Annotated in this window: 20 protein-coding genes; 15 read left to right on the plus strand and 5 right to left on the minus strand. The window is 67.8% G+C overall.

The window, feature by feature from the left end:
- Positions 1-15: 15 nt before the first annotated feature.
- The 3 genes from AC1REK_RS23015 to AC1REK_RS23025 all read right to left on the minus strand — a co-directional run bounded on the left by AC1REK_RS23015 (position 16) and on the right by AC1REK_RS23025 (position 3,398).
- On the minus strand, positions 16-963 hold the full coding sequence (locus AC1REK_RS23015) for an ABC transporter permease (protein ID WP_316018802.1): 948 nt from the start codon (positions 961-963) through the stop codon (positions 16-18).
- 8 nt (positions 964-971) lie between these two features.
- Complete coding sequence (locus tag AC1REK_RS23020) at positions 972-1,751, minus strand: SDR family NAD(P)-dependent oxidoreductase (RefSeq protein WP_492269795.1); 780 nt, start codon at positions 1,749-1,751, stop codon at positions 972-974.
- Between the two features lie 123 nt (positions 1,752-1,874).
- Entirely contained in the window at positions 1,875-3,398 is a 1,524-nt protein-coding gene (locus tag AC1REK_RS23025) for a xylulokinase (protein WP_492269794.1), read from the minus strand.
- 233 nt (positions 3,399-3,631) lie between these two features.
- Here AC1REK_RS23025 and AC1REK_RS23030 point away from each other — a divergent pair, with 233 nt between their 5' ends.
- From AC1REK_RS23030 to AC1REK_RS23075, 10 genes are all read left to right on the plus strand, one after another.
- Complete coding sequence (locus AC1REK_RS23030; RefSeq protein WP_492269793.1) at positions 3,632-4,546, plus strand: LysR family transcriptional regulator; 915 nt, start codon at positions 3,632-3,634, stop codon at positions 4,544-4,546.
- Positions 4,547-4,781: 235 nt separating this feature from the next.
- A complete protein-coding gene (locus tag AC1REK_RS23035) occupies positions 4,782-5,258 on the plus strand; it encodes an NAD(P)H-dependent oxidoreductase subunit E (RefSeq protein WP_492269792.1) in 477 nt (158 codons plus the stop codon).
- Positions 5,255-6,826, plus strand: coding sequence for a formate dehydrogenase beta subunit (locus tag AC1REK_RS23040; RefSeq protein WP_492269791.1), 1,572 nt, complete (start codon positions 5,255-5,257; stop codon positions 6,824-6,826). Before AC1REK_RS23035 ends, AC1REK_RS23040 begins: the two co-directional genes overlap by 4 nt.
- Positions 6,827-6,836: 10 nt before the next feature.
- Positions 6,837-9,719 (plus strand): formate dehydrogenase subunit alpha, encoded by a 2,883-nt coding sequence (gene fdhF, locus AC1REK_RS23045; protein WP_492269790.1) that lies wholly within the window; start codon positions 6,837-6,839, stop codon positions 9,717-9,719.
- Entirely contained in the window at positions 9,706-10,548 is an 843-nt protein-coding gene (gene fdhD, locus AC1REK_RS23050; protein ID WP_492269789.1) for a formate dehydrogenase accessory sulfurtransferase FdhD, read from the plus strand. Before fdhF ends, fdhD begins: the two co-directional genes overlap by 14 nt.
- Positions 10,545-10,814, plus strand: a complete 270-nt coding sequence (locus AC1REK_RS23055) for a formate dehydrogenase subunit delta (protein WP_492269788.1) — start codon at positions 10,545-10,547, stop codon at positions 10,812-10,814. The genes fdhD and AC1REK_RS23055 overlap by 4 nt, the downstream gene beginning before the upstream one ends.
- Positions 10,815-10,989: 175 nt before the next feature.
- Positions 10,990-11,502, plus strand: a complete 513-nt coding sequence (locus AC1REK_RS23060; protein WP_316018811.1) for a cupin domain-containing protein — start codon at positions 10,990-10,992, stop codon at positions 11,500-11,502.
- Between the two features lie 78 nt (positions 11,503-11,580).
- Positions 11,581-12,432 carry an alpha/beta fold hydrolase gene (locus tag AC1REK_RS23065; protein ID WP_492269787.1) on the plus strand — a complete coding sequence of 284 codons (852 nt, stop codon included), beginning with the start codon at positions 11,581-11,583 and terminating at the stop codon, positions 12,430-12,432.
- 211 nt (positions 12,433-12,643) lie between these two features.
- Positions 12,644-13,039 carry a c-type cytochrome gene (locus AC1REK_RS23070; protein WP_316018813.1) on the plus strand — a complete coding sequence of 132 codons (396 nt, stop codon included), beginning with the start codon at positions 12,644-12,646 and terminating at the stop codon, positions 13,037-13,039.
- 156 nt (positions 13,040-13,195) lie between these two features.
- Positions 13,196-13,642, plus strand: coding sequence for an NUDIX hydrolase (locus AC1REK_RS23075; protein WP_492269786.1), 447 nt, complete (start codon positions 13,196-13,198; stop codon positions 13,640-13,642).
- A gap of 18 nt (positions 13,643-13,660) precedes the next feature.
- On the opposite strand, the gene AC1REK_RS23080 is transcribed toward AC1REK_RS23075, so the two are convergent.
- On the minus strand, positions 13,661-14,407 hold the full coding sequence (locus AC1REK_RS23080; protein WP_316018815.1) for a 2OG-Fe(II) oxygenase: 747 nt from the start codon (positions 14,405-14,407) through the stop codon (positions 13,661-13,663).
- A 182-nt stretch (positions 14,408-14,589) separates the two neighbouring features.
- Between AC1REK_RS23080 and AC1REK_RS23085 the strand changes: the two genes are divergently transcribed.
- Positions 14,590-17,112 (plus strand): heavy metal translocating P-type ATPase, encoded by a 2,523-nt coding sequence (locus AC1REK_RS23085; RefSeq protein ID WP_492269785.1) that lies wholly within the window; start codon positions 14,590-14,592, stop codon positions 17,110-17,112.
- Positions 17,113-17,123: 11 nt separating this feature from the next.
- The gene (cueR, locus tag AC1REK_RS23090; protein ID WP_316018816.1) at positions 17,124-17,510 is read left to right on the plus strand and encodes a Cu(I)-responsive transcriptional regulator; all 387 of its coding nucleotides are present in this window, start codon (positions 17,124-17,126) and stop codon (positions 17,508-17,510) included.
- A 139-nt stretch (positions 17,511-17,649) separates the two neighbouring features.
- Here cueR and AC1REK_RS23095 read toward each other — a convergent pair whose 3' ends face one another.
- The gene (locus AC1REK_RS23095) at positions 17,650-17,931 is read right to left on the minus strand and encodes a hypothetical protein (protein ID WP_316018817.1); all 282 of its coding nucleotides are present in this window, start codon (positions 17,929-17,931) and stop codon (positions 17,650-17,652) included.
- A 207-nt stretch (positions 17,932-18,138) separates the two neighbouring features.
- Between AC1REK_RS23095 and AC1REK_RS23100 the strand changes: the two genes are divergently transcribed.
- The 3 genes from AC1REK_RS23100 to AC1REK_RS23110 all read left to right on the plus strand — a co-directional run bounded on the left by AC1REK_RS23100 (position 18,139) and on the right by AC1REK_RS23110 (position 20,411).
- The gene (locus AC1REK_RS23100) at positions 18,139-19,563 is read left to right on the plus strand and encodes a cytochrome P450 (RefSeq protein ID WP_492269784.1); all 1,425 of its coding nucleotides are present in this window, start codon (positions 18,139-18,141) and stop codon (positions 19,561-19,563) included.
- A gap of 262 nt (positions 19,564-19,825) precedes the next feature.
- Positions 19,826-19,954: a hypothetical protein gene (locus AC1REK_RS23105; protein WP_327521090.1), complete on the plus strand. Its 129-nt coding sequence runs from the start codon at positions 19,826-19,828 to the stop codon at positions 19,952-19,954.
- Between the two features lie 19 nt (positions 19,955-19,973).
- A complete protein-coding gene (locus AC1REK_RS23110; RefSeq protein WP_184231736.1) occupies positions 19,974-20,411 on the plus strand; it encodes a YMGG-like glycine zipper-containing protein in 438 nt (145 codons plus the stop codon).
- Positions 20,412-20,445: the final 34 nt, after the last annotated feature.

Here is a 20,445-nt window from a genome sequence, read left to right on the forward strand (position 1 = left end):
CTTGCGATGGCTGATTTAGACCTTGAACGCCGCCTTCTTCATCGCGCTGGCCGAGAAGGCGACCGAGCCGATGATGATCAGGCCGAGAACGATATCCTGAACGTAATAGGGCTGGCCGAGCAGCACCAAGCCGTTGCCGAGCACCTTGAGCACCAGCGCGGCGAAGACCGTGCCCGGCACGTTCGGCTTGCCCGGCTCGAACATGGTCATGCCGAGCAGGACGGCGGCAATCGCGTAGAGCAGGTAGTCGCCGGCCATGTTGGGCGCCGCCGAGGACAGGTTGGCCGCAAGCAGGACGGCGGTGATGCTGGCGAGCACGCCGGCCAGCAGGAGGCCGATGCGCTTCATGCGCGCCGTGGCGATGCCGGCGAGCCGCGCCGCCTCGTCAGCCTCGCCGGTCGCAACCATATGGGCGCCGGTGCGGGTCCACTTTACCAGCCCCCAGGCGAAGAGCGTGACCCCGGCGAGCCAGAGCACGAGATTGGGGATGCCGAAGGTGTAGCCGCGGGCCAGCCCGGTGAAGCCGGTGGGCCAGCGCCCGACGAAGGCGACGCCCTGGGTGATCATGAAGGCGAAGCCCTTGGCGATCGCCGCGGTGCCGAGCGTCATGATTAGCGAGGGGATGCGCAGCACGGTGACGCCATAGCCGTTGACCGAGCCGAGCACGATGCCGACGGCGAGCGCCGCCGCGACAGCGACCAGCGGCGGATACTGCAACTGCACCAGCCAGCCGCAGACCACGGCAGCGAGGCTCGCCATCTCCGAGATCGAGAGATCGAGCTCGGCGACGGTGAAGGCGAGCGCGAAGCCGAGCGCCAGAATGGCGAGGAAGCTCGTATCCTTCAGCACGTTGACGATGTTCATCGTCGTCGCGAAGTTCGGCGCGAAGGCGACGAAGAAGATGATCAGCAGAAGCCCCGCGACCGCGGTGCCATAGCGGCCGATGAAGTCGCGCATGCTCATGCCGGCCATCACGCCGGCCCCTTGGCGATCGCCGAGATCGGCGAGAGGATTTCGATGCCGCCGGTGACCGGGATCAGCGCGCCGGTGACGAAGGCGGCTCCCGGCGAGAGCAGAAAGGCGATGACGCCGGCGACGTCCTCGGGCCGGCCCAGCCGGCCGAGCGGGGTGCGCTGCGAGGCACCCTCGACCAGCGCGTCGAACTCCTTGGCGAAGCCGCCGCGCACCATCGGCGTGTCGATGATGCCCGGCGCGACCGCGTTGACGCGAATCGCGTGCCGGCCAAGCTGCTGGGCCATGCCGTAGGTCAGCGTCGCGACGCCGCCCTTGGCCGCGCCATAGGCGAGGTTCGCGCCACCATTGCTATGGGCGATCGAGGAGATGTGGACGATGGCGCCACCCTCGCCCTGGGCGATCAGGTGCTTCGAGACGGCCTTGGAAATGCGAAAGACGGCAGAGAGGTTGATGTCGACGAACTTCTCCCACTCCTCGTCCTCCATCTCGACCATAGGCACCGGGCGCGAGGCACCCGCCCCGGTGACGAGATTGTCGAGCCGGCCGAAGCGCTCGATGGCGAGCTCGACCAGCGCCGGGCCGAGCCCATGGTCGCGCACGTCGCCGGTCAGGGCCGCGACTTCGGCGCCATCGGCCTGGAGGCGTTGCGCCATTTCCGCGAGCGGGCCGGCCTCGAGCCCGGAGAGGACGAGACGGTGCGTCGGCGCCAGCGTCATCGCGAGCGCGCCGCCGATGCCGCCGGAAGCCCCGGTGATCAGGGTGACGGGACGACCCATCAGGCCGCCCTACCTGCCGGGCGAGGAAGAGATGGAACCGGCACTGCGGGATCGGGCGATGGCATCAGAGATCTCGGACGTTCGGATGCCCGTCGGTAAGGCGCAAAATCGAATGCGGCAACCTCAATCGCGATCCGCCCCCATGCCTGTGAAAATCCCGGTGCCGCCCGGCCGCCAGCCGGCGAGCGCCTGCGAGATCGGTGCCAGTGCCTGCTCTGCCTGCCGATAGAGCGCGAAAAGCGCGTCATAGGCCGCCTTGCGGGAGGGATCGGGATCGAAACGGGCCGCGGTGGTGACCAGCGCCTCCTGCGCCTCTCCCAGCGAGGCGAAGCGTCCGAGGCCGGTGAAGGCGATGATCGCGGCCCCGAGCAGGCCAGGCTCCTTGGAAGCGCCGACAACCACCGGCCGGCTACAGATATCGGCCTTGATCTGGCTCCAGACCGGATTTGCAGCGCCGCCGCCGCCGAAGCGGATCTCCGCAACCGGGACGCCCATCGCGCCCTCGGCACGCTCGAGCACGATCCGGTTGAGGAAAGCGACGCCTTCCAGCACGGCATAGGCGAGATCGGTCGCGCCATGCTGGCGGTTGAGGCCGATGAAGGCACCACGCAATCCCGGATTCCAGTAAGGCACGCGCTCGCCCTGGAGATAGGGCAGGAACAGCAACGGCTGAGGCTGGCGAACGCCGGCGAGCAGCGCGTCGATTTCGCGCCCGATGCCACCCTCCTCGTCCCGGCCGAGCAGCGACAGCAGCCAGGAGACGGTGTCCGCCCCGTTCTGGCTCGGGCCGCCGAGCTGGAACAGGCCGCGCCAATCCACGGTCATCAGGCCTTCGGCGCGGGCAGGTTCCCGACCCATCATGCCCAACACCTCGGTGGTGCCGGAGATGTTATAGGCGAAGCCGTCGCGCATCGCGCCGAGACCGACCACTGCTGCCCAGGTGTCGTTCGAGGCGCAGAAGACCGGACACCCCGCCAGCCGGTCTAGCGGCGCCGGCAGACCGGGCTGCACCTCGCCAACCGACTCGCAGGGTTCCAGCAAGGGCGGCAGGATCGCCTGTGAAAGCCCGATCGCGCCGAGCAGGTCACCGCCCGCGGCCGGGGCCGCCGAAGCGAGCAGCCGCGCCAGCGAAACCGGGTCGCTCGCCTGTCGGCCGGTCAGGCGGAAATTCAGATAGTCCTTCGGCTCCAGCACCGAGGCGAGGCCGCGAACCGTCTCCGGCTCGGTTTCGCCCAGCCAGGCGAGCCGCGCCAGTGGGTGGAAGGCGTTGATCGCCGCCGTCTCGGGATGGGCCCGGTCGAGCCGCTCGCGCAGGCGCACGACCGCGCTTTCCGAGCGCGTGTCCTTCCAGGTCATCGCCGGGCGCAATGGCCGGCCGTCCCGGCCGATGAAGACCTGGGTGCGGGTGACGCCGCAGATCGCCACGGCCTCGACCGCGGCGAAGAGCTCGGGTGCCTCCCGGACGAGCCCGGCGCAGGCCTCGATCAGCAGGCGCCACCAGGCATCGGCCTCGATCTCGGACGCGCCCGCCGCATCGACGCTCGCAGGTCCCGGAATGGCGCTCTGGGCGCGAATCCGCCCTTGCGCATCGACGAGCGCGGCCCGGAATGAGGTGCCGCCGAGATCGCAGGCGAGGACGACGCTCACGCCGGACGCTCCACAATTGGGGCGTGGAGATCGCGGCTCAGCACCAAGCGCGAGCGGATGCCCTCCACCGCACGTCGAAGATATGAACTCATGTAGACCAGGCCTTGCGGCGACGAACAGGACGGGACCTCGCGGCTCTAGCGCTTGCCAAGGCGGGCCGCTACCGAAATGCTGATGCCCACGAACTACTCGCCGACGAAACGCTCGCGCCGACGCCGGGGCACAACCGCCGCATGATCATCCGCCAGTTGGTCTATCTCGACGCGCTCGCCCGCGAGAAGCATTTTCGCCGCGCCGCCGAGGCCTGCCATGTCTCGCAGCCGACCTTGTCGGCCGCCATCGCCCAACTCGAGGAGGAACTCGGCATCCTGATCGTCGAGCGCGGCCGGCGCTTCCAGGGGCTGACCAAGGAAGGCGAGGTCGTGCTCGCCCATGCGCGGCGCATCCTCGCCGAGGCCGACCAGATGAAGGACGCTATCGCGGAACTGCGCGAGGGCGTCAGCGGCCGGATCAGGCTCGGCGCCGTCCCCACCGCCCTGCCGATGATCGCCCATATCACCGCGCCGTTCTCGACACGCTATCCCGGCGCCTCGCTGACGGTGCTGTCCCTGACCTCGACCGAGATCCAGAACGGGATCGACAATTTCGAGCTCGATGTCGGCCTGACCTATCTCGACAACGAGCCGCTGGAACGCGTCGTCTCAAAGCCGATCTACCAGGAATCCTATGTGCTGCTGACCCGCGAGGACGGGCCGCTCGGCGAGCGCGAGACGATCAGCTGGGCCGAAGCGGCGGCGCTGAAGCTCTGCCTCTTGACGGCGGACATGCAGAACCGGCGGATCATCGACGGCATCTTCCGCTCGGTCGGGCATGCGCCGAAGCCGGCGATCGAGACCAATTCGATCTTCAACCTGTGCTCGCATGCCGGGATCCAGGGTGTTTCCAGCATCGTCTCGATCCAGCTGCTGGAGTTCTTCGGCGTCCCCCTCGGCACCAAGGCGCTGCCGCTCACCGCGCCCGACGCCAAGCGCATGATCGGCCTGATCATGGCCGATCGCCAGCCCGCAGCTCCGCTTGCCCGCAACCTGCTCGCGATGTCGGAGACGGTGACCGAGGCGGCGCTGCCGCGACGCCCTATCGTAAAATAGACGACAGCTATCGATCGGGCTGTAGCACCTGGCGCCCCATCTGCACGACCGCGCGATAAGCCATGGTTATCGGCATTTTCTCGCCACAGCGCACCCATCTCGGAAGCCGAACTTATCGCTTTGATAGCTCACAACTATCGAACAGTCAGAACAAACGATTTGAAATCATCCTAAACTTCGCCACCCTTCCTCAAAAGGCGCGGGCCCGGAGAACGGTCCGCACGGAGGAGGGACGATGGTCCATTACCCAGCCTGGGACCAGGACGAGGCGCGCTCGATTGTGTCGGGCCTGGCTCATCTCGAAGGGGCAACCCTGCCGATCCTGCACGCGCTGCAGGAAGAGTTCGGCTATGTCGATCCGCAGGCAGTGCCGCTGATCGCCGAGGCGCTCAACCTGTCGCGGGCCGATGTCCACGGCGCCATCTCCTTCTACCACGACTTCCGAACCGCGCCCCCACCGCGCCGCGTGGTGAAGCTCTGCCGGGCCGAGGCCTGCCAGGCGCTGGGCTGCGAGACGCTGGTCGAGGACCTCGCCCGCGAGCACGGCATCGTCGTCGACGGCCAAGGGCACGGCGGCAGCCACGATGCGGTGGTCGAGACCGTCTACTGCCTCGGCAATTGCGCGCTCGGCCCCTCCGCGCTGGTCGAGGGCGAGCTGATCGGCCGCGTCGACGCCGACCGCGTCGCGGCTTTGTGCGGAGCGCGGCAATGAGCGAGGCGATCCGCATCTACGTTCCGATCGACGCCGCGGCGCTTTCGGTCGGCGCCGAGGCGGTCGCGCAAGCCATCGCGCAGGAAGCAAAGGCGCGCGGCATCGCCGTCGAACGCATCCGCAACGGCTCGCGCGGCATGCTCTGGCTGGAGCCTCTGGTCGAGGTCGAGACGGCTGAGGGGCGCGTCGCCTATGGCCCGGTCGCGACCAAGGACATCGCAGGCCTGTTCGAGGCGAATTTCCAGAACGGCGGCGCGCATGCCCTGCGCCTCGGGCCTACCGAAGAGCTCGACTGGCTCAAGCGCCAGCAGCGCCTGACCTTCGAGCGTGTCGGCGTGACCGACCCGCTGTCGCTTGCCGATTATCGTGGCCATGGCGGACTGAAGGGGCTGGAACAGGCACTCGCCCTGTCGGGCCAGGGCATCGTCGATGAGATCAAGGCGTCCGGCCTGCGGGGGCGCGGCGGCGCCGGCTTTCCGACCGGGATCAAATGGCAGACGGTCCACGACGCCAAGGCCGAGCAGAAGTACATCGTCTGCAATGGCGACGAGGGCGATAGCGGCACTTTCGCCGACCGGATGCTGTTCGAGGGCGACCCGTTCCTGCTGATCGAGGGCATGACGATCGCCGCGATCGCGGTCGGTGCCACCAAGGGCTATCTCTATATCCGCTCGGAATATCCGCACGCGATCAGGACGATGCAGCGCGCCGTGCTCAAGGCGCGCAATGCCGGCATTCTCGGCGCCGCCGTGCTGGGCTCGCGCCACAGCTTCGACATGGAGGTCCGGGTCGGCGCCGGCGCCTATATCTGCGGCGAGGAGACTTCGCTGCTGGAGAGCATCGAGGGAAGGCGCGCCATCGTGCGGGCCAAGCCTCCGATCCCGGCCCTGCAGGGCCTGTTCGGCCAGCCGACCGTCGTCAACAACGTTCTCTCCTTCGCAGCCGTGCCCTGGATCCTCGACCATGGCGGCAAGGCCTATGCCGATTACGGCATGGGGCGCTCGCGGGGCACGCTGCCGGTCCAGCTCGGCGGCAATGTCAGGCGGGGCGGGTTGATCGAGCTCGCCTTCGGCATTTCGCTGCGCGAGATCATCGAGGAGATGGGCGGCGGTACGCTTTCGGGCCGCCCGATCCGGGCGGTGCAGGTCGGCGGACCGCTGGGCGCCTATCTCACCGCAAAGCAGCTCGACACCGCCATGGACTACGAGGCGTTGGCCGGCATCAAGGCGATGCTCGGCCATGGCGGCATCGTCGTCTTCGACGACAGCGTCGACATGGCGAAGCAAGCCCGCTTCGCCTTCGAGTTCTGCGCCAAGGAAAGCTGCGGCAAGTGCACGCCCTGCCGCATCGGCGCGACGCGCGGCGTCGAGCTGGTCGACAAGATCATCGCCGGCCATGAGCGGCCGAAGAATCTCGCCGTGCTGCGCGATCTCAACCGGCTGATGACCGACGCCTCGCTCTGCGCCATGGGCGGGCTGACGCCGATGCCGGTAATGAGCGCGCTGAACCATTTCTCCGAGGATTTCGACCGCCCGCCGCCCGAGCGCCTGCCGCTGGCGGCCGAGTGAGGAGACATCGATGAGCCTGATCAAGGAAATCGATTTCGGAACGCCGATCCGGGTCGCCGAGACCACGGTCACGCTGACCATCGACGGCGAGAGTGTCACCGTCCCGGCCGGCACTTCGGTGATGGCGGCGGCGATGAGCCTGGGCACGAAGATCCCGAAGCTCTGCGCCACCGACTCGCTCGAGCCCTTCGGTTCCTGCCGGCTCTGCCTGGTAGAGATCGAGGGGCGGCGCGGCACGCCGGCGTCATGCACCACCCCGGCCGAGAACGGTATGGTCGTGCGCACCCAGTCGGAGAACCTCGCCGGCCTGCGCAAGGGCGTGATGGAGCTCTACATCTCCGATCACCCGCTCGACTGCCTGACCTGCTCGGCCAATGGCGATTGCGAGCTCCAGGACATGGCGGGCGCCGTCGGCCTGCGCGAGGTGCGCTACGGCTATGAGGGCGAGAACCACGTCAAGCCCGTGACGATGGAGGGCTACGCCAACGAGAGCTGGCTGCCCAAGGACACCTCCAACCCCTACTTCACCTATGACCCGTCGAAATGCATCGTCTGCAATCGCTGCGTGCGCGCCTGCGCAGAGGTGCAGGGCACCTTCGCGCTGACGATCACCGGCCGCGGCTTCGATTCGCGCGTCGCCGCCGGGCCGACCGATTTCCTCGGGTCCGAATGCGTCTCCTGCGGCGCCTGCGTCCAAGCCTGCCCGACGGCGACGCTGATCGAGAACAAGGTGATCGAGCTCGGCCAGCCCGAGCATTCCAAGGTCACCACCTGTGCCTATTGCGGCGTCGGCTGCTCGTTCAAGGCGGAGATGCAGGGCGACCGCGTCGTGCGCATGGTGCCCTACAAGGACGGCAAGGCGAACGAAGGTCACTCCTGCGTCAAGGGCCGCTTCGCCTGGGGCTATGCGACCCACAAGGACCGCATGACCAAGCCGATGATCCGCGAGGCAATCACCGATCCCTGGCGCGAGGTCTCGTGGGACGAGGCGATCGCCTACGCCGCCAGCGAGTTCAAGCGCATCCAGGCCAAATATGGCCGGGAATCGGTCGGCGCCATCACCTCCTCGCGCTGCACCAATGAGGAGGTCTATCTCGTCCAGAAGCTGGTGCGCGCCGGCTTCCGCAACAACAATGTCGACACCTGCGCCCGCGTCTGCCACTCGCCGACCGGCTACGGCCTGAAGACCACGCTCGGCACCTCGGCCGGCACGCAGGACTTCAAGTCGGTCGAGAAGGCCGACGTCATCCTGGTCATCGGCGCCAACCCGACCGACGGCCACCCAGTCTTCGCCTCCAGGATGAAGAAGCGCATCCGCCAGGGCGCCAAGCTCATCGTCGCCGATCCGCGCCGGATCGACATGGTCAAGTCGCCGCATATCGAAGCGCAGTACCATCTCCAGCTCAAGCCCGGCACCAATGTCGCGCTGGTCAACGCGCTCGCCCATGTCGTCGTCACCGAGGGGCTGATCGACGAGACTTACGTCCGCGAGCGCTGCGATCTCGCCGATTTCGAGGTCTGGGTCCGCTTCGTCGCCGAGGAGCGCAACTCACCGGAGGCGAGCGAACAATATACCGGTGTGCCGGCCGCTGATCTGCGCGCCGCGGCCCGCCTCTACGCCACCGGCGGCAACGGCGCGATTTTCTATGGCCTCGGCGTCACCGAGCACAGCCAGGGCTCGACCACGGTGATGGCGATGGCCAACCTTGCCATGGCGACAGGCAATATCGGTCGCGAGGGCGTCGGCATCAATCCGCTGCGTGGCCAGAACAATGTCCAGGGCTCCTGCGACATGGGCTCGTTCCCGCACGAATTCACCGGCTACCGTCACGTCTCCGACGACGCCACGCGCGATATCTTCGAGAAGCTCTGGGGCGTCCAGCTCGATTCCGAGCAGGGCTTGCGCATCCCGAACATGCTCGACGATGCGGTCGGCGGCAGCTTCAAGGGGCTCTATGTCCAGGGCGAGGACATTGCCCAGTCCGACCCGAACACCCAGCATGTCACGGCCGGTCTCGCCGCGATGGAATGCGTCATCATCCAGGACCTCTTCCTGAACGAGACGGCCAAGTACGCCCATGTCTTCCTGCCGGGCTCCTCCTTCCTGGAGAAGGACGGCACCTTCACCAATGCCGAACGCCGCATCAACCGCGTCCGCCAGGTGATGACGCCGCTCTCCGGCAAGGCCGAGTTCCAGGTCACCATCGATCTGGCGCGGGCGCTCGGCCTCGAAATGAACTACGCCCACCCGAGCGAGATCATGGACGAGATCGCCCTGGTGACCCCGACCTTCGCCGGTGTCAGCTACGCCAAGCTCGAGGAGTTCGGCTCGGTTCAGTGGCCTTGCAACGACAAGGCGCCTTTGGGCACGCCGCTGATGCATGTCGACCGCTTCGTGCGCGGCAAGGGCAAGTTCATGATCACGGAATATGTGCCGACGCAGGAGCGAACCGGCCCGCGTTTCCCGCTGATCCTGACCACCGGGCGCATCCTCTCGCAATACAATGTCGGCGCCCAGACCAGGCGCACCGAGAACCAGGCCTGGCATGACGAGGACGTGCTGGAGATCCACCCCTTCGACGCCGAGAGCCGCGGCATCAAGGATGGCGACCTCGTCGCGCTCGCCAGCCGCTCGGGCGACATCTCGCTGCGCGCCGAGATCTCGGAGCGGATGCAGCCGGGCGTGGTCTACACCACCTTCCACCACGCCTCGACCGGCGCCAACGTCATCACCACCGACTTTTCCGACTGGGCGACCAACTGCCCGGAATACAAGGTGACCGCGGTCGAGGTGCGGCGGACGAACTATTATTCGGAATGGCAGGAGCGCAACCGCGAGCAAGACGTCTCGCTGCGCCTGATCGCGGGACGCTTGCCCGATGCCGCGGAATAGCCCGCCAGCCCAGCCACCGGCGAGCGTCGCGACGCCGGCCTCGACATTGCGCTTCGCCTCCGGCCGGTCGGAGGCCGCGAGCGCCGAAGTCGCGGTCGAGGCCGCGGTCAACATCGTCTACGGCAACCTGCCCTATGCCGTGATGATGGCGACGCCGTCGGATCTCGAGGATTTCGTCGTCGGCTTCAGCCTGACCGAAGGCATCATCCGCAGCGGCGACGAGATCAGGGGGATCGCGGTCTCCCCGCAGGCCAACGGCATCATCGTCACGGTCGAGCTGGCGCCCGGCCGCTTCCGCGAGCATCTGGCACGGCGACGCAATCTTTCCGGCCGCACCTCCTGCGGTCTCTGCGGTGTCGAGGCGCTTGCCGACCTGCCGGCGGCTGAAGCGCGCGCTGGCGGCGCTGCGCCGATCGCGCCTGCGGCGATAGCTGCCGCGCTTGGATCCCTCGAGCGCCATCAGCCGCTGCACCGGCTGACCCGCTCGGTCCATGCCGCCGCCTGGTGCGGCCGCGACGGGACGATCCTGGCGGCCCGCGAGGATGTCGGGCGTCACAACGCGCTCGACAAGCTGATCGGCGCGCGGCTGCGGGCGGGCCACCCGGCCAATGACGGCTTCGTGCTGGTCACCAGCCGCGCTTCCTTCGAGATGGTCGAGAAGGCGGCGATATTCGGCGCCGGGACGCTCGTCACGATATCGGCGCCAACCTCGCTTGCGATCGAGCGGGCAAAGGTGCTCGGATTGACCCTGGTCTGCGTCGCCCGCGAGGACGCGGCCCGCATCTTCGCCGGCGCGCTGGCCAACCCCGTGGAGGCCGAGGCGCCATGACCGAGATCCTTGCAGAGGCTGCGCATGCCCACGGCCAGCCGAGCGACCAGCTCGCCAAGCTCGCGCGCATGGCCGACCAGATCGCCGAGTTCTTCCAGACCTATCCGGAAGCCGAGGCGGTAGACGCGATCGCCGACCACATCAACCAGTTCTGGACCCGGCGCATGCGCGAGGATTTTCGCGCCGGCTTCCAAGACGATGCGTCTGCCCTGTCGCCGCTGGTGCGGCAGGCTCGCACCAAGGTTCGGGTGGCGGCCGCCGGCTGAGCAGAGCCGCCGCCAGCTGACGAACCAGGCGCCCAGCGAGGCGAAAATGCCGTGACCTGACGCTGCGTCTGGTCTGCGTCCCCGCACACCCGGCTATGATCAAACGCCCCTACAACATTGTTGCAGGCGGCTGCACGATCGCTGTACCGGCCTTGCCGGGCGAGGGGATACGGCGATGACAGAGCGACCTGCCGGCGAGATCAAGGTGCTTGGCGCGCAGGACGGCGAGAGCTTCTGGCAGCCGGTCCCGGCCAACGGCTTCGTGCGCAACCTGCTCAACGACAAGGCCGTCTCCAGCGAGAACCGCTTCGCCATGGGGACGCAGACCGTGGCGCCGCGCTCCTTCATCCGCGAGCATACCCATGATCGCAACGAGGAGATCATCTTCGTTGTCCGGGGGCGCGGCATCGCCCGCATGGACGGGGTCGATCATCCGCTCGAGGAAGGCTCCTGCGTCTTCGTCGGCCGCGACCGCAAGCATCATTTCCTCAATCCGCATGACGAGCCGCTGACCTTCCTGTGGCTGATCATGCCGGGCGGGCTGGACGAGTTCTTCGCACAGATCGGCCGGCCGCGCAGGACCGGCGAACCGGCGCCAGAGCCCTTCCCGCGGCCGGAAAACGTCGCCGAGATCGAGGCGCGCACCGTGTTCGGCTGGACCGATGCGAGCTTCAACCAGCATAAGTGAAAGGCGCCTTGGCGCCGAAGGAGACGCAGCAATGACACAGACCCGCGCAAACCGCCGCCCCTTCGCCGGCGAGGCCCGATGAGCGCCGTCGCACAGCGTGCCGTGAGCGGCGAATTCGAGGCGCACACCGCCGATGGCGCCGTGCTGCGCGGCTGCTCGCAGGGCGAAGGACCGGTGCTGCTGCTGGTGAGCGGCATCAACGGAACCGCCGCCTTCTGGGACGACAATGCCGCGACCCTCGCCCGCTCCTTCCGGGTGCTGCGCTTCGACCAGCGCGGCATGGGTTCCAGCACGCGCGGCACCGCGCGCTCGACGATCGACCAGCTGGCACAGGACTGCCTTGCCGTCCTCGACGCTGCCGGTGTCGAACGCGCCGTGCTGCTCGGGCACTCGACCGGCGGCTGCATCGGCCTGTCGCTGGCGCGCCAGGCCCCCGACCGGCTCGCCGGGCTGATCCTGAGCGGCAGCTGGCTGAAGCAGAACCGCTATATGTCGGCCCTGTTCGAGACGCGCCTCGCCATTCTCGACCAGCACCCGCGCGCCTACGCCGCGAGCGCAACGCTGATGGCCTATCCGCCGACCTGGCTGGAGGCGCACTGGAACGTCTACGAAGGCGCGGTCGCCGGCGCGCCGGCGACGAACGAGGAAAGGCAGATCATGCGCGAGCGCATCGACGCGCTGCGCTCCTTCGACGGCTCAGCCTGGAGCGCCAGCCTGGCGCTGCCGGTCCTTATCCTCGGCGCGCGGGACGACATGGTCGTTCCCGCCTTCCTGCAGGACGAGCTCGCCGCCGGCCTGCCGGGCGCGCGCAAGACAATGCTCGATACCGGCGGGCATTATTTCCCGGTTTCGCGACCGGACGCCTTCACCGCCAATGTCGCGGAGTGGATCAGCGAGATCGCAGCGCGCGCCGCCCCCACGGGATCGTGAAGCGAAACGCCGCGGGCGGCCGCACAGGCGAAGCCCATCCGCGGCGAACTGACCAGTTTCAGAATTTCTCTAATTCGCTATCCCATGGTCGCCGGGGTCCGGCCCGTATCGACGGTTTGCGCGATACCGGCCGGACGCCGCGAGCGAACGGGTCGTGACGACCTGCCTGCCCGGTCCCGTGCCACGCACCCAGCTTCAAGAAGGATCGACCATGAAAGCCATCGCCAGCGCCGCCCTTCTCACCCTCGGCTTCGCCACTTTTGCCGCCACCACGGCATCGGCCCAGGACATCTCCGCCGGCGAGCGATCCTGGAACAAGTGCCGCGCCTGCCACCAGATCGGCGAAGGCGCGAAGAATCTGGTCGGCCCGCATCTCAACGGCCTGTTCGGCCGGCACACCGGCGCCGTCGAGGGCTACAGCTACTCGGCCGCCAACAAGGGCGCCGACATCACCTGGGACGAGGCGGTCTTCGCCGAGTACATCAAGGATCCGCGCGCCAAGATCCCCGGCACCAAGATGATCTTCGCCGGAATCAAGAACGACAAGGAAATCGCCGACCTGACGGCCTTCCTCAAGCAGTTCGGCAAGGACGGCAAGAAGAGCTGATCCAGGCCGCGCTACGGCTCTGGGTCACCCCCGGGCCGTAGCGCCTTTCCGGAAACGGCCGCCGAGAAAGATTGCCGGCTACAAATTTTCTGGCAGTTCCGGCGACGAATCACCCTATGTTGTCGCGGGGAAAAAAGCGCGCGAAGGTCGACAAGGGTGGCGAAGACGACAGCCGGCAAACGGCCGGCCGAGCCGAAAGTCCAGATCGGCGCCATCCCGTTCCGACGGCGCGCCGACGGCGCGATCGAGATCATGCTGGTGACGACGCGCGAAACCCAGCGCTGGATCGTGCCGAAGGGCTGGCCGATCCGCGGCCTCAAGGGCCATGAGGCAGCCGCGCGCGAAGCGATGGAAGAAGCCGGCCTGATTGGCGAGATCGGCAAGAAGCCGGTCGGGCGCTATACCTACTGGAAGCGCAAGACCGACCATTTCATCCTCTGCAAGGTCCGGCTCTATCTGCTCGAGGTCAAACAGCAATTGCCGACCTGGCCGGAACAGGCGCAGCGCAGCTGCCGCTGGTTCACCCAGGCCGATGCCGCAGACCTGATCGACGAGCCGGCACTGGGCGCCATCGTCGCCGGACTCGACATCAAGACTGCCTGACGGGCGGCGGATGCCGGCTCAGCGGGCATCGTGGAAGATCAGCCCCGTGGTGAAACGCTCGCCGCTGCGCACCCGGCTGACGCCATGGCGCAGATTGACCCGATAGGCGCCGCGCGTGCCTTCGACCGGCCGATGCTGGACGGCGAAGATCGCCGCCTCGCCCTGTGCCAGCGGCACCACTTCCGGCCGAGACTGCATGCGTGGCCGCTGCTCGACCAGAGTGAACTCGCCACCGGTGAAATCGCGGCCGGGCTGTGAAAGCAGGATCACCATCTGGAAGGGGAAGAACAGATCGCCGTACAGGTCCTGGTGCAGGCAGTTATAGTCGCCGGCTTCGTATTTCAGCAGCAGCGGCGTCGGGCGCTGCTGGCCGGCCCGATGGCAGAGCGCGAGGAATGCGTCGAGGCTTTCAGGATAGCGCTGGGCGATGCCGAGCGTTTCGTTCCAGCGATTGGCGATGGGCGCCAGACGGGCATAGACCAGCGGGCGCAGGGCCGCGACCGGCTGCGGCAGCGGATGGGCGAAATACTGGTACTCGCCGCGCCCGAAGCCGTGCCGCGCCATGACGATCCGGCTGCGAAAGCGGGCCGGCTCGGCATAGAGCCCGCGCAGACCTGCGCAAGCCTCGGCATCGAGAAGCCGGCCGGTGAGCCCAACGCCATGCGCGTCGAGTTCAGCCTCGATCCGCGCCCAATCGAGCGCTGCGACCATCGCCTCGAAGTCCTGTCCGTCGGGCGTTGTGTTGTGACGGTTCGTTGCGGGCATGGCGCTTCCTTTCGAGCCGGAGATTGCGCCCGATCTCGCCGCGGAGCCGACCGGCGCGCCACCCGCTTCCTGCAATTTCAGGGACGACGCCGGGCCCTGCGCGTTATCCGAAATCGCCGCTTGACCTTCCAATCATGGGAAGGTGTAGCCATCTCAGCACGATGAGAACGAAAGCGGATATCATGGCGATGCAAGCAACGCTCGAACCGCGCGGAAATCAGACCTCCGTGCTCGACATACCCGTGGATGGCATGACCTGCGCCTCCTGCGTCGGCAGGGTCGAAAAGGCGATCGCAGCCGTGCCCGGCGTAACCAGGGCGCAGGTCAACCTCGCGACCGGGCGGGCACAGGTCGCGGGTGGCGACGCTGCCGCCATCGCCGCTGCGATCCGCGCCGCGGGCTACGAGCCGGCCGAAACCGAAGTGAACCTGTCGATCACCGGAATGACCTGTGCCTCCTGCGTCGGCCGGGTCGAGAAGGCCCTGCGCGGCGTGCCGGGCGTACTGGCGGCGAACGTCAATCTCGCGACGGAGCGCGCGACCGTCCAGCTCGCCGATCCTATCGCCGTGCCGGCACTGATCGCCGCCATCGCCGCTGCCGGCTATCAAGCGGAGCCCCTCGGCGCGAGTGCGAACCCGCGCGCCGACATGCAGGAGCGGCGTGAGGCGGAGCAGAGCGAGCTCGGTCGCGCGGTCGTCATCGCGGCGCTGGCGACGCTGCCGCTGATGGTCATCGAGATGGGCCCGCATCTGAGCGAGACCTTCCACCATTGGCTGCTCGGCATCGCCGATCTCTTCACGCTGAAGGTGACCGCCTTCGCGCTGGCCAGCATCGTCCTGTTCTGGCCCGGGCTGCGCTTCTTCCTGAAGGGCGGGCCGGCGCTGCTGCGCGGCGCGCCCGACATGAATGCGCTCGTGATGATCGGCGCCGGCGCGGCCTATCTCTATTCGGCGGTCGCGACCTTCAGGCCGGGCTGGCTGCCTGAAGGCACCGCCCACACCTATTTCGAGACCGGCGCGGTCATCGTCACCCTGATCCTGCTCGGCCGCTGGTTCGAGGCCCGCGCCAAGGGCCGCACCAGCGCGGCGATCAGCCGGCTGGTGACCCTGCAGGCCCGCACCGCCCGCGTGCTGCGCGACGGCATCGAGAGCGAAATCGCGGTCGAGGAGGTGCGCGTCGGCGATCTCGTGCTCGTCCGCCCGGGCGAGAAGGTCCCGGTCGACGGAGAGGTCGTCGAGGGCTCGTCCTATGTCGACGAATCGATGGTCACTGGCGAACCGGCTCCCGCCCATAAGAGCGCCGGCGCCAGCGTCATCGGCGGCACAATCAACCGGAACGGCGCGTTGCGCTTCCGGGCCGAGAAGGTCGGCGCCGATACGCTGCTCGCGCAGATCCTGCGCATGGTCGAGGCCGCACAAGGCGCCAAGCTGCCGATCCAGGCCCTGGTCGACCGCGTCACCAACTGGTTCGTGCCGGCGGTGATCCTGGTCTCGGCCATCACCTTCGCGGCCTGGCTCTATTTCGGCCCGTCGCCGGCCCTGACCTATGCGCTGGTCAATGCTGTCGCGGTGCTGATCGTCGCCTGCCCCTGCGCAATGGGCCTCGCCACGCCGACCTCGATCATGGTCGGTACCGGCAAGGCGGCCGAGCTCGGCATCCTGTTCCGCCAGGGCGCAGCCTTGCAGAGCCTCAGCGGCATTTCCACCATCGCCTTCGATAAGACCGGCACGCTGACCAAGGGCACGCCCGAGGTGACGCAGGTCGTGGCTGCCGCCGGTTTCGACGAAACCGAGACGCTGCGCCTTGCTGCCTCGGCGGAGAGCGCCTCCGAGCACCCTTCCGCGGAAGCGATCGTCGACGAGGCGGCCCGGCGTGGCCTTACCCTCGCCACGACCAGCGACTTCCAGGCCGAGCCCGGCATGGGCATCGAGGCCACGGTCGAGGGGCGGCGCGTCGCCGTCGGCTCGAAGCGGCTGATGCGGCGGCTGGGCATCGACCCGGACGGCTTCGCCGCACGCGCCGAAGCCCTGGCCCGCGAAGGCCAGTCGCCGCTCTACGCTGCGATCGACGGCAAGCTCGCCGGTCTGATCGCAGTCGCGGACCAGATCAAGCCCGGCACGCCGGCGGCGGTCGAGAGCCTGCGCCGGCTTGGCTTGCGCATCGTGATGGTGACCGGCGACAATCGCGGCACGGCCGAGGCCATCGCACGCCGGCTCGGGATCGACGAGGTTCGGGCCGAGGTGCTGCCGACCGAGAAGGCCAAGATCGTCGCCGATCTCCAGGGCGATGGCAGCAGGCGCGTCGCCTTCGTCGGCGACGGCATCAATGACGCCCCGGCCCTGGCCCAGGCCGATGTCGGCATCGCCATGGGCGCAGGCACGGACATCGCCATCGAAAGCGCGGACATCGTGCTGATCTCGGGCGATCTGCGCCATGTCCCGGAAGCGATCGCGCTATCGAAGGCGACGATGACCAATATCCGGCAGAATCTCGGCTGGGCCTTCGGCTACAATGTGCTGCTGATCCCGGTCGCGGCCGGCCTGCTCTATCCGCTCTGGGGCGTTCTGATGTCGCCGGTCTTCGCCAGCTTCGCCATGGCGTTCTCGAGCGTCAGCGTTCTCGCCAACGCGCTCCGCCTGAAGCGCTTCACAGGGCAGCCGCGGACCGAGGAAGCCGGGCCGGCCAATGTGCCGGCGACGGCCTGAAGGAGGATAGGATGAACATCGGACAAGCCGCCGAGGCCTCGGGCGTCAGTGCCAAGATGATCCGCTATTATGAGGAGATCGCGCTGATCCCGCCGCCGGCGCGTTCCCAATCGGGCTATCGCGTCTATGGCCCCGACGATGTCCACACGCTGCGCTTCGTGCGCCGGGCACGCAGCCTCGGCTTCTCTATCGAGGAAACCGGAGCGCTGCTGGCGCTCTGGCGCGATCGCTCGCGGGCCAGCGCCGATGTCAAGGCAATGGCGCTGAAGCACGTCGCCGAACTCGAGGAGAAGGCGGCAGCGCTGAAGGCGATGGCGAAGACGCTGCGTCATCTCGCCAGCCATTGCCATGGCGACGGCCGGCCGGACTGCCCGATCCTGGACGAGATCAGCAGCTGAATTCCCCGGCGATCGGCTTGAAGCCGACCGGTCGCCGTTTTTCAGCGTGCGATGAAAAAAGCAGTGCCGGCCTTTCGGGCCGGCACTGCTTCAATTGTCTCGGGTGCTGCGAAAGCCCGTTTCCGGGCGGCAGCGAAGCTCAGCGGCGCATCGCCTCGGCCAGACGCGGCGAGAAGGTGCGGACCGGCCGACGGACGACGACGACCGCGCGATTCGGCGTCGTCACCATGGTGCGGTTGGCGGCCTTGCGAACCAGCGGCACGACATCGGAGACCGGCACGCCCATCAGATTGGCGGCGATCTCGGCCTGCTCCTCCGGCGAATCGCTCAGGCCCTGCGCGGCGGTGATCGCCTCGTCCAGGGTCGGCAGTTCGACGCGGGGCCGCAAAATGCGCGGCGGGGGGTTCTTGTAAGCAGGCATTAGGGTCGCTCCTTAGGGGCGAAGATAGGCATCCATTGTGCATCGCACAAGATTATGTCGGAGTTTGGCCGCAGCGCAGCAAAGCGAACAGCCCTGCACCGTTTGCATGACGGAGACCAAAAACGCGCCGTGACATGTCATCGCGCCTTCATCCGGCCCGAAAGTCCCGCCAGGCTGCCTGACCTCGCCGCGGGAGAATCGTCACCGATGACCGCTCCAAACGCCGCAAACACCGCCAGGAACGTGCATGGCAGGCGCCCGCCCGCCCCGGTGCCGGGCGACCGCGAGCTCAGCCGCCTGGAACTGCTGCTGCGCCTGCGCCAGAATCCCCTAACGATCTGGCGCCAGCGGCATTTCCGCGAGCCGATCGTCGCGGGCGAAGGGATATTCGGCTATGGCGTCGTGCTGTCCGACCCCGTGGCCATTCGCCATGTCCTGGTCGAGAACGCCGCGAACTACCGCAAGGACGACCTGCAGCGCACCATCCTCGCGCCCGGCCTCGGCGAAGGCCTGCTGACCGCAGAAGGCGAGGCCTGGAAGCGGGCTCGCCGAACGCTGGCGCCGCTTTTCACGCCGCGCGCCGTCGCCTCTCTCGCCCGCAGGATGCTGGGCCCGGCTGAAGCGACCGCGAAGCGCATGGCGCGGCGGCGACCCGGCCGCGTCGTCGACATCGCGCAGGACATGACCCGCGTGACCTACGACATTCTCGCCGAGACCATGTTCTCCAATGCGATCGCCGGCGGTGCCGACGCTTTCGGCAAGGCGCTGACCCGCTATTTCGAGACCCAAGGAAAGATCGATCCGCTCGACATTCTCGGCGCGCCTGCGTGGGTGCCACGGCTCGGCCGCTGGATGGCGCGCCCGGCGATCTCGTTCTTCGAGACGCAGGTCGCCGCGATCATCGCCGAGCGGCAGGCGTTGCGCAGGCACTCCCCGCCACCCGACGGCGCGCCCGACTTGCTCGACGCGCTGCTCGCCGCGCGCGACCCCGAGACCGGGACCGGCCTTTCGGAGGCCGAGATCGGCGCGAACATCATCACCTTCATCGGCGCCGGGCACGAGACGACCGCCAATGCCTTGACCTGGTCACTGTTTCTGCTGTCGCAGGCTCCCGAGACGCAGGGGGCGCTGGAAGCCGAGGTCGACGCCGCCGGCGACGACCTAGCGGCGGCCGCCCTTTCCGGCTCCGGACTGGCGCTGACACGCGCCGTGATCGAAGAAGCGATGCGCCTCTACCCACCGGTACCGTCGCTGTCGCGCACCGCGCTGGCGGACGACGCGGTCGGCGGGCGCTGCTTCATTCCCAAGGGCGCGCTCGTGGTGATCTCGCCCTATCTGCTCCACCGTCACAAAACGCTATGGCGCGAGCCGGACCGCTTCCACCCCGAGCGCTTCATGCCCGGCGCGCGCGATACGATCGAGCGCTACGCCTACCTTCCCTTCGGGGCGGGGCCGCGGGTCTGCATCGGGCAGCAATTCGCCATGGTCGAAGCGTCGATCGTGCTGGCGACGCTGCTTCGCAGGCTGCGTTTCGAGCATGCCGGCGAGCCGCCGACGCCGGTGCACCATGTCACGCTCCGGCCGCGCCACGGCATGCCGATGCGCGTGACGTCGCGCAAAGGAATAGAGTAGGAAGCGCTGCGGAAGGGGATGAATTACCTTGCGTAAGGTCAACAGATCGAGCGCGGCCAATTAACCACATAGGCCAAGAAAAAGACATTCCACAGACAAGATTTCGCCCTGTTCTGAGCAGGCCATAGAGGCAGCAGGCTTCCGCGGCAACGCCGCCCTGCACGGCCTCTGCTTCGTCAGAACCCGATTTTCAAGAGCGGCTCCGCCACTATTGGCACAAGTGACTGCCACATTTTGCACCACTTGCCCAGAAATGGGCGATATGGAACAGATGGCGCGTGTGGTGCTGCGTAATTTTTTGGTCGGCTTGGCGAAAGACGCCCTGTCGGCCGCAAAGGCTGTGACAGCTGCAAGCGCCATGTTTCAAGAAGCAACTTTTGCAGTGGGGTGACGTAATGCATGCCAAGACCATGAAAGTCGGAACCATCCTCGTCGCCGGCGCCCTTGCGCTGGGCGGCTGCACCGCGTCCCAGGAACGTGTCGCCACCGGCGGCGCTCTCGGCGCCGGCGCCGGCGCCCTGATCGGCGGTGCGGTCGGTGGCTGGCGCGGGGCGGCGATCGGCGCCGCGATTGGCGGCCTTACCGGCCTCGTCATCGCCGACGCGATCGAGCGTGAGCGCGCCCGCGAGGCCGCCTACATCGCCGCGCGTTCGGGTGCGAACACCCAGCGTTTCCGGAATTCGAGCGGCCAGGACGTGGTCGTGAAGGCGCGCACGGTGAAGACCTACAACAACAGCGCGGGCCAGCGCGTCCGCGTCGTCGAGCGCACCGTGACCCGCAACGGCCAGGCCGCCGGCACCGACACGGTCGAGGTCAACCTGGCGACCAACGAAGCCTCCGGCATCTGAGCCGGGCATAGCCGAGAAGAACGGCCCTCCCTCG

The organism is Allobosea sp. GW823-FHT02B03, assembly GCF_058797755.1.

Coding starts and splice junctions, on each gene's coding strand:
- AC1REK_RS23015 (WP_316018802.1), bottom strand. CDS start 963: ATGAGCATGCGCGACTTCATCGGCCGCTATGGCACCGCGGTCGCGGGG.
- AC1REK_RS23020 (WP_492269795.1), bottom strand. CDS start 1,751: ATGGGTCGTCCCGTCACCCTGATCACCGGGGCTTCCGGCGGCATCGGC.
- AC1REK_RS23030 (WP_492269793.1), top strand. CDS start 3,632: ATGATCATCCGCCAGTTGGTCTATCTCGACGCGCTCGCCCGCGAGAAG.
- AC1REK_RS23035 (WP_492269792.1), top strand. CDS start 4,782: ATGGTCCATTACCCAGCCTGGGACCAGGACGAGGCGCGCTCGATTGTG.
- AC1REK_RS23040 (WP_492269791.1), top strand. CDS start 5,255: ATGAGCGAGGCGATCCGCATCTACGTTCCGATCGACGCCGCGGCGCTT.
- fdhF (WP_492269790.1), top strand. CDS start 6,837: ATGAGCCTGATCAAGGAAATCGATTTCGGAACGCCGATCCGGGTCGCC.
- fdhD (WP_492269789.1), top strand. CDS start 9,706: ATGCCGCGGAATAGCCCGCCAGCCCAGCCACCGGCGAGCGTCGCGACG.
- AC1REK_RS23055 (WP_492269788.1), top strand. CDS start 10,545: ATGACCGAGATCCTTGCAGAGGCTGCGCATGCCCACGGCCAGCCGAGC.
- AC1REK_RS23060 (WP_316018811.1), top strand. CDS start 10,990: ATGACAGAGCGACCTGCCGGCGAGATCAAGGTGCTTGGCGCGCAGGAC.
- AC1REK_RS23065 (WP_492269787.1), top strand. CDS start 11,581: ATGAGCGCCGTCGCACAGCGTGCCGTGAGCGGCGAATTCGAGGCGCAC.
- AC1REK_RS23070 (WP_316018813.1), top strand. CDS start 12,644: ATGAAAGCCATCGCCAGCGCCGCCCTTCTCACCCTCGGCTTCGCCACT.
- AC1REK_RS23080 (WP_316018815.1), bottom strand. CDS start 14,407: ATGCCCGCAACGAACCGTCACAACACAACGCCCGACGGACAGGACTTC.
- AC1REK_RS23085 (WP_492269785.1), top strand. CDS start 14,590: ATGGCGATGCAAGCAACGCTCGAACCGCGCGGAAATCAGACCTCCGTG.
- cueR (WP_316018816.1), top strand. CDS start 17,124: ATGAACATCGGACAAGCCGCCGAGGCCTCGGGCGTCAGTGCCAAGATG.
- AC1REK_RS23095 (WP_316018817.1), bottom strand. CDS start 17,931: ATGCCTGCTTACAAGAACCCCCCGCCGCGCATTTTGCGGCCCCGCGTC.
- AC1REK_RS23100 (WP_492269784.1), top strand. CDS start 18,139: ATGACCGCTCCAAACGCCGCAAACACCGCCAGGAACGTGCATGGCAGG.
- AC1REK_RS23105 (WP_327521090.1), top strand. CDS start 19,826: ATGGAACAGATGGCGCGTGTGGTGCTGCGTAATTTTTTGGTCGGCTTG.
- AC1REK_RS23110 (WP_184231736.1), top strand. CDS start 19,974: ATGAAAGTCGGAACCATCCTCGTCGCCGGCGCCCTTGCGCTGGGCGGC.